We start from the raw sequence: 7,665 nt of genomic DNA on the forward strand, positions 1-7,665 counted from the left end.
TGCGCGAACCCCTCGACGGGCCCCCGGGTGGAGGCGGGGACGGGTTTGGCGGGTCGGATCCGCGGATTTCGTTGCGTGCTGCGCAACAACTCCCGCACTTCGATAACTACCCGGCGTCCGGGCCCCGGAGGTGTGGACCACCGTGTGCCCGGTTTGGCACCCTTGCGGCCTCCCACGGCCGGATCCGCCCCCCTCCGATCCGGTTCGTTCCACCCCAGGATCCCCCTCGAAGGCGGTACCCGCGTTGGACAGACGCGCCCAGGTCCCCACCCGGTCGTTCGGCGTCGTGCTGGCCGGAACCCTGGCCGGAGCACTGGTGCTCACCGGCTGCGGCGGCCAGGACGACGGCCCCGTCACCCTCAGGCTGGTCGCGGCCGACTACGGCGAGAGCGCGGAGACCAGCTCCAAGCTGTACTGGGACGACCTCGCCCGCCGCTTCGAGGCCGCCAACCCGGGGATCAGGGTGAACGTCGAGGTGTCGAGCTGGACCGACATCGGCAAGCGGGTCGACGACCTGGTGCGCAGCGGCAAGTCGCCCGACCTGGTGCAGACCGGCGGCTTCGCCGACCAGGTCGCCGCCGACCGGCTGTACCCCGCCGCGGACGTGCTCTCGCTGGAGACCCAGGCCAACCTCAAGGAGTCGTTCTCGCACGCGGGGCAGGTGCTCGGCACGCCGTACGGCATCCCCTTCGTCTCCTCCTCCCGGGTGCTCTTCTACAACAAGGCGGTCTTCCAGAAGGCCGGTGTCACCCAGCCGCCGGCCACCTGGAACGAGCTCAAGGCGGCCGCCGAGAAGATCAAGGCCAAGGTCCCGGGCGTGGTGCCGTACGGGCTGCCGCTCGGGCCCGAGGAGGCGCCCGCCGAGTCGATGCTCTGGACGCTGAGCGGCGGTGGCAGCCTCTCCGACGACGTCGGCAACTACACCATCGACAGCTCCCAGAACCAGGCCACCTTCAACTGGCTGAGGACCAATCTGGTCACCACCGGTCTGACCTACCCCGAGCCCGGCAAGATGAATCGCACCCCGGTGTTCAGCGACTTCGCGGCCGGCAAGGTGGCGATGCTCAACGGCCACCCGACACTGCTGCGGATGGCGGCCAAGGGCGGGATCGACTTCGGCACCGCGCCGATCCCGAAGAAGGACGGCCTGGCGAAGACCGGCAGCCTCGGGGTGGCCGACTGGATGATGGCGTTCAAGGCCAACGGGCACCGGAACGAGATCCGCAGCTTCCTCTCCTTCGTCTACACGAAGGAGAACCAGCTCAAGTTCGACGAGACCTACAACCTGCTGCCGGTCACCCAGGACGCCTTCGACGCGATGACCGAGGACCCCGGGCACGAGGACCTCAAGCAGTTCGCGGCGGGCCTGGGCAACGCGAGCTTCTACCCGTTCGGCGACCCGGCCTGGGTGGAGGTCTCCAACCGGATCAAGGCCGGCATCGGTCCGGCGGTGACCGGCGACGCCAGGCCGGTGCTGGAGGAGCTCCAGCAGGCGGCGGTCAAGGAGGCGGCCCGGCTCCGCAAGTGAGTCCGGGCCGGGCGGGCGTCCGCGGGCGTCAGTAGCTGATCGTGTAGACCTTGCGGAGCGTCTCGTGCACGGTCCAGGTGGTGCGGTCGCCCGCCCGCAGCACCCCGCAGACGCCCGGGCCGAGCTCCAGCGTCGGGCCGCCCTCGACCTCGACGGTGGCCCGGCCGCTCAGCACCGTGAACACCTCGTCCGCCTCGACGTCGGTGGCCACGCCCGGGGTGATCTGCCAGACGCCGCTCTCCCCGGCGGCGGACCCGGTGAGCACCAGGGCGGACACCTCGGGGGTCCCGGAGACGATCTGCGCCGGGTCGAGCGGGTCGGGGACGAGTGCGGCGGTCGGGACGTGCAGGGCGAAGGCGGTGGTCGGCATGCTGGTCATGGGGCCGACGCTAGCGGCCGGCCCGGGGCCGCACAGGACGCAGAGTGTGTCGGGTCCGCGGGGGAGAATGACACTCCGTAGCGATGGACGGAGGTGGGCCCGATGGGCGCGGACGAGGAGACGGCACCGGAGCCGGGCGCGCCCGGCGGCCTGGACGAGCGGGACCGGGCCGTGCTGGCGCTGGAGGCCCGCTCCTGGCGGACGGCCGGCGCCAAGGAGCGCGCCGTCCGGGAGGAGCTGGGGCTCTCCAGCACCCGGTACTACCAGCTGCTGAACGCCCTGCTGGACCGGCCGGAGGCGCTGGCGCACGCGCCGGTCCTGGTCAACCGGCTGCGCCGGGTGCGGGACGCCCGCCGGGCGGCCCGCTAGCCGGGCGGCACGGCCCGACGGGTGACCTCGGGCCGGGGTGGGTACGGTGCCAGGCATGGGCCTTGCCGAGATGACGCGACCGCTGACGGATGCCGGGCGCGCGGGGCTGGCGGCGCTGCTCGCCGCACCGCGCGACGCCGTGATCGCCCTCGACTTCGACGGGACGCTGGCACCGATCGTCCCCGACCCGAGCCGGGCCAGGGCGCACCCGGGCGTGGTGCCCGCGCTGCGCGCGCTGGCACCGCACGTCGGCACGGTCGCCGTGGTGACCGGCCGCCCGGCCGAGCTGGCCGTGGAGTACGGCGGGCTCGCCGGCCTCGCCGGGGTGGTGGTGCTCGGGCACTACGGCGCGGAGCGCTGGGAGGGCGGCGCGCTGACCGCGCCGCCGCCGCACCCGGGCGTGGCCGCGGTGCGCGAGCGGCTGCCGCGGCTGCTGGCGGAGCTCGGGGCGCCGGAGGGCACCTCGGTGGAGGACAAGGGCCGCTCGGTGGCCGTGCACACTCGGCGCGCCGCCGCCCCGGCCGCCGCGTTCGAGCTGCTGCGCGGGCCGCTGGAGGGGCTGGCGGCCGGGCACGGGCTGGTGGTGGAACCGGGACGGCTGGTGCTGGAGCTGCGGCCGCCGGGGGTGGACAAGGGGGCGGCGCTGACCGGGCTGCTGCGCGAGCGCGGCGCCCGCTCGGTGCTCTACGCGGGCGACGACCTGGGGGACGTCCCGGCCTTCGCGGCGGTGGAGAAGCTGCGCGGCGAGGGCCTGGCCGGGCTGCTGGTGTGCAGCGGCGCGGTGGGCGACGTGCCGGACGCGCCGGTTCGCGAGCTCGCCGACCGGGCGGACCTGGTGGTCCAGGGCCCGGCCGGCGTGGTGGAACTGCTCGGCGCGCTGGGGGAGGAGCTCAGCGCAGGGCGTTGAGCTGGTCCAGGAACCACTGCTGGGGCGGCAGCGCCGTCGAGGCGGCGGCCAGCCGCTTGGTGCGGTCGGCTCGCTCGCCGGCCGGCATGGTGAGCCCGGCGTGCAGCGCTTCGGCGGTGGCCACGATGTCGTACGGGTTGACGCTCAGCGCGTCCTCGCCGAGTTCGGCGTGCGCGCCGGCCTCCCGGGACAGGACGAGCGCGCAGCCCCCGTCGGAGACCACCGGGACCTCCTTGGCGACCAGGTTCATGCCGTCCCGGATCGGGTTGACCAGGGCCACGTCGGCCATCCGGTAGGCGGCCAGCGAACGCGGGAAGTCGTCGTCGACGTGCAGGATCAGCGGCGTCCAGTCCGGCGTGCCGAACTCCGCGACGATCTCGGCGGCCAGCGCCCGCACCTGCTCGGTGTAGGCGCGGTACTCGGCGAGGTCGGTGCGGGACGGGTAGGCGAAGGCGATGTGCACCACCCGGTCGCGCCACTCGGGGCGGGTGCGCAGCAGGTGCCGGTAGGCCAGGAAGCCGCGGACGATGTTCTTGCTCAGTTCGGTGCGGTCGACCCGCACCACGGTGCGGCGCTCGCCGACGGCGGTGCGCAGGGCGGCGAGCCGCTCCTCGACGTCCGGGCGGTGGGCGCGTTCGCGCAGGAAGCCGGCGTCGGCGCCGAGGCCGTGCACGCCGAGCGCGGTGGTGCGGCCGGCGTACGTGACGGTGAGCGCCTCGCGGTCGACCGCCGCGCCGAGGAACCGTTCGCAGCAGTCGGCGAAGGCGAGCGCCCAGCGGCGGGTCAGGAAGCCCGCCCGGTCGGCGCCGAGGATGCCGGTGAGGACGGTGGCGGCGATGTCGTCGGGCAGCAGCCGCAGGTACTCGGGCGGCGCCCAGGGGGTGTGCGAGAAGTGGCCGATCCGCAGGTCGGGGCGGGCGGCCCGGAGCAGCGCCGGGACCAGTGAGAGGTGGTAGTCCTGCACCAGGACGGCGGCGCCGGGGGCGGCCTCGGCGGCGAGCGCCTCGGCGAAGGCGGCGTTGTAGGCGGTGTAGGCCTCCCACTCGGTGCGGAAGCCGGCGTCGAAGGCGGGGGCGGTCGGGGTGTTCCAGAGCAGGTGGTGGACGAACCAGAGGGTCGAGTTGGCGATGCCGTTGTAGGCGCGGGCGAAGGTCTCCGGGTCTATGTCCAGCATCCGCACGGCCTGCCCGCCGACATCGTGGCCGGCCCGGTCGAGGCGGCCGTCCGGGGCCTCCCGGGCGGCTCGTCGGTCGGCGTCGGAGAGGGCGGCGCAGACCCAGACGGCGTCCGGGTCGTCGATGGCGGAGAGCCCGGAGACCAGGCCTCCGCCGCCTCTGCGGAGGGTCAGCGTGCCGTCGTCCGCGGTGCCGAAGGACACCGGCCCCCGGTTGGACGCCACCAGGACGGCGGCGGCGCCGGTCGGATTCGAACGCTCGGTCGTGTCAGGGCCCATGGTTGGTTGGTTGCCGGGGGTCCGGGGCGGCAAACCCGTCGGGCCCGTCTCGTGCGTCAGGGCGGACCCGGGCCGGCCCACGGGACAGGGCCCGTCAGCGCCGGGTGGCGTACTCGGGGACGGTGTGCATCGGGGGGCGTTCGGTGGCGGTGACGGGGTGGGTGTGGGCGGTGAAGGCGCGGGTGCCCGGGTCGCGGGTGAACTGGGTGAGCCGCGGGTGGACCAGATCGGCGGAGGCCTTGAGCCGGTGGGTGCGGTCGAGCCGTTCCAGCGCGGTGCGGTAGATGGTGGCGGCCATCCGGCCGAGCGCCTGGCCGTCCTGGTGGCGGTGGTGGCGCACGCCGACGTCCACCTGGGCGAGCGCGTCCAGGCCGACCGTCTCCAGGGCGTCGACCAGCAGGCCGAGCTCGACGCCGTACCCGGTGGGGAAGGGCAGCCGTTCGAGCAGCGAGCGCCGGGCGGCGTACTCACCGCCGAGCGGCTGGACGAAACCGGCGAGTTCCGGCCAGTGCAGGTTGAGCAGCGGGCGGGCGACCAGCTCGGTGACCCGGCCGCCGCCGGCCGGCACGACCGCGCCGTCGGTCTCCAGCGGCCGGTCGTACATCGCCTTGACCAGCTGGATGTCCGGCTCGGTGAGCAGCGGGCCGATGATGCCGGAGACCAGGGCGGGGTCGAACTCGCGCAGGTCGGCGTCGACGAAGCAGACGATCTCGCCGCGGGTGACCAGCAGCGAGCGCCAGAGCACCTCGCCCTTGCCGGGGGCGGCGGGCAGCCGGGGCAGGATCGCGTCGCGGTGGACCACGGTGGCGCCCGCCTCGGCGGCGACCGCGGCGGTGGCGTCGGCGGAGCCGGAGTCGACCACCACCAGCTCGTCGACCAGCGGCAGCCGCTCCATCAGCTCGCGGCGGATGACCCGGACGATCTCGCCGACGGTGGCCTCCTCGTCCAGCGCGGGCAGCACGACGCTGACCGTGCCGGCCGGGCCGAGCGCCCGCTTGGCCGCCGGCAGGGTGTGCACCGGGCGGTCGGCCGCGCTCCACGAGCGACGGCGCAGCCAGGACGCCGTCTCGGGGAGGAGCTCGGGGGTCGGTTCGGCGGGCAAGGTGCTCTCCTCGGCGGGGTCGGGTACGGGGTCCGTGGGACGGGGCATCTCGCGTGGCGGACGGTGCCGTTCGGGGTTGACGCCTTCGGATACAGTCTTCGTACAGCGGTCGGACCTTCGCACGCCGGGGTCGCCGCTGAGCAGGACCACAACTTCACAGAGCTCATCCAGAGGGACTGAGGGAACGGCCCGTTGACGTCCCGGCAACCTTCTCGCGCGGTCGGCATATGCCCCGGCGGGACAGGTGCCAATTCCGGCCCGGGCGCGACCGCGTCACGGGGAAGATGAGGAGAGAGGCCTCCACTCATGGCTATCGACACCGCCGCACCCGTCACCGTCGACCTCGGTCCCGCCGCCCAGCTTTCCTGTCGGGAATGCGGCACCAGGTTCCCGCTCGGCCCCAGCTTCGCCTGCCTGGAGTGCTTCGGCCCGCTGGAGATCGCCTACGAGTTCGGCAGCGAGGGCGCCGAGGAGCTGCGCAAGCGGATCGAGGCCGGTCCCGCCTCCATCTGGCGCTACGCGCCGCTGCTGCCGGTGCCCGCCGACGTCGCGTCCAAGCCGAACCTCAACCCGGGGTGGACCCCGCTGGTGAAGGCCGACAACCTGGGCCGTGAGCTGGGCTTCACCGCGCAGCTGCACGTCAAGGACGACTCCGGCAACCCGACCCACTCCTTCAAGGACCGCGTGGTGGCCTGCGCCATCGAGGCGGCCCGCGCGTTCGGCTACACCACGCTGTCCTGCTCCTCGACCGGCAACCTGGCCGGCGCGGTGGGCGCGGCGGCGGCCAGGGCGGGCTTCCGGTCCTGCGTGTTCATCCCGCACGACCTGGAGCAGGGCAAGGTCGTGATGGCCGGGGTGTACGGCGGCGAGCTGGTCGGCATCCAGGGCAACTACGACGACGTGAACCGGTTCTGCTCGGAGCTGATCGGCGACCCGGCCGGCGAGGGCTGGGGCTTCGTCAACGTCAACCTGCGGCCGTACTACGGCGAGGGCTCCAAGACGCTCGCCTACGAGATCTGCGAGCAGCTGGGCTGGCGGCTGCCGGAGCAGATCGTGATCCCGATCGCCTCGGGCTCGCAGCTCACCAAGATCGACAAGGGCCTGCAGGAGCTGATCAAGCTCGGCCTGGTCGAGGACCGGCCGTACCGGATCTTCGGCGCCCAGGCGGCGGGCTGCTCGCCGGTCTCGGCCGCGTTCAAGGCCGGCCACGACGTGATCCGGCCGGTCAAGCCGGACACCATCGCCAAGTCGCTGGCGATCGGCAACCCGGCCGACGGCCCGTACGTGCTGGACATCGCCCGGCGCACCGGCGGCGCGGTGGAGGACGTGACGGACGAGGAGGTCGTGGCCGCGATCCGGCTGCTGGCCCGCACCGAGGGCATCTTCGCGGAGACCGCGGGCGGCGTGACGATCGGCGTGCTCAAGAAGCTGGTCGAGACCGGTCAGCTGGACCCGTCGAAGGAGACCGTCGCGATCAACACCGGTGACGGCCTGAAGACCCTCGACGCGGTCTCGGACGCCGGGATGACCGCCGTGATCCGGCCGACCCTGGAGTCCTTCCGGGACGCCGGCCTGGCCACCGCCTGACCCCCGGGCCCCCGCCCCCCCCCCGCAGGCTCCACCCGCCCGTCCCCGCCCCGCCCCGCGCGCCCCGCAACGAGGAGACCCCCATGAGCGCCAACGTCCGAATCCCGACCATCCTGCGCACCTACACCGGCGGCGCCAGCGAGGTGCCCGCCGAGGGCGCCACGCTCGGCGAGGTCATCGCCGACCTGGAGAAGAACCACGCCGGGATCGCCGCGCGCATCCTGGACGACACCGGCAAGCTGCGCCGCTTCGTCAACGTCTACGTGAACGACGACGACGTGCGCTTCGCCGAGGGCCTGGCGACGGAGATCAAGGACGGCGCGAACATCTCGATCATCCC

At 73.8% G+C, this 7,665-nt stretch carries 8 protein-coding genes and 1 riboswitch; of the genes, 5 read left to right on the forward strand and 3 right to left on the reverse strand.

Features of this window, described 5'->3' with window-relative positions; translation table 11 throughout:
• Positions 1 to 244: 244 nt before the first annotated feature.
• Entirely contained in the window at positions 245 to 1,528 is a 1,284-nt protein-coding gene (locus tag ACFU74_RS04755) for an extracellular solute-binding protein (protein ID WP_380751713.1), read from the forward strand.
• A gap of 28 nt (positions 1,529 to 1,556) precedes the next feature.
• Here the strand turns inward: ACFU74_RS04755 and ACFU74_RS04760 are convergent, their stop codons facing one another.
• Positions 1,557 to 1,907 carry a cupin domain-containing protein gene (locus ACFU74_RS04760; RefSeq protein WP_380751716.1) on the reverse strand — a complete coding sequence of 117 codons (351 nt, stop codon included), beginning with the start codon at positions 1,905 to 1,907 and terminating at the stop codon, positions 1,557 to 1,559.
• 102 nt (positions 1,908 to 2,009) lie between these two features.
• Between ACFU74_RS04760 and ACFU74_RS04765 the strand changes: the two genes are divergently transcribed.
• Both ACFU74_RS04765 and otsB read left to right on the forward strand, forming a co-directional pair.
• Positions 2,010 to 2,276 carry a DUF3263 domain-containing protein gene (locus ACFU74_RS04765; RefSeq protein ID WP_380751719.1) on the forward strand — a complete coding sequence of 89 codons (267 nt, stop codon included), beginning with the start codon at positions 2,010 to 2,012 and terminating at the stop codon, positions 2,274 to 2,276.
• Positions 2,277 to 2,331: 55 nt separating this feature from the next.
• Positions 2,332 to 3,183: a trehalose-phosphatase gene (gene otsB / locus ACFU74_RS04770; protein WP_380751721.1), complete on the forward strand. Its 852-nt coding sequence runs from the start codon at positions 2,332 to 2,334 to the stop codon at positions 3,181 to 3,183.
• Here otsB and ACFU74_RS04775 read toward each other — a convergent pair.
• Together ACFU74_RS04775 and ACFU74_RS04780 are read right to left on the reverse strand one after the other, a co-directional pair.
• Entirely contained in the window at positions 3,167 to 4,636 is a 1,470-nt protein-coding gene (locus ACFU74_RS04775) for a trehalose-6-phosphate synthase (RefSeq protein ID WP_380751723.1), read from the reverse strand. The two genes, otsB and ACFU74_RS04775, sit on opposite strands and share 17 nt — an antisense overlap.
• A 94-nt stretch (positions 4,637 to 4,730) precedes the next feature.
• Positions 4,731 to 5,738 (reverse strand): glucosyl-3-phosphoglycerate synthase, encoded by a 1,008-nt coding sequence (locus tag ACFU74_RS04780; RefSeq protein ID WP_380751726.1) that lies wholly within the window; start codon positions 5,736 to 5,738, stop codon positions 4,731 to 4,733.
• A gap of 160 nt (positions 5,739 to 5,898) precedes the next feature.
• Positions 5,899 to 6,029: riboswitch (SAM riboswitch) on the forward strand.
• A 15-nt stretch (positions 6,030 to 6,044) separates the two neighbouring features.
• Here ACFU74_RS04780 and thrC point away from each other — a divergent pair.
• Together thrC and ACFU74_RS04790 are read left to right on the forward strand one after the other, a co-directional pair.
• The gene (thrC, locus tag ACFU74_RS04785) at positions 6,045 to 7,325 is read left to right on the forward strand and encodes a threonine synthase (protein WP_380751729.1); all 1,281 of its coding nucleotides are present in this window, start codon (positions 6,045 to 6,047) and stop codon (positions 7,323 to 7,325) included.
• Positions 7,326 to 7,408: 83 nt separating this feature from the next.
• A partial coding sequence (locus ACFU74_RS04790; protein WP_380751731.1) for a MoaD/ThiS family protein occupies positions 7,409 to 7,665 on the forward strand: 257 nt, incomplete at its 3' end.

It is taken from the genome of Kitasatospora sp. NPDC057500 (genome assembly GCF_042802195.1).
Classification (GTDB): Bacteria; Actinomycetota; Actinomycetes; order Streptomycetales; family Streptomycetaceae; genus Kitasatospora.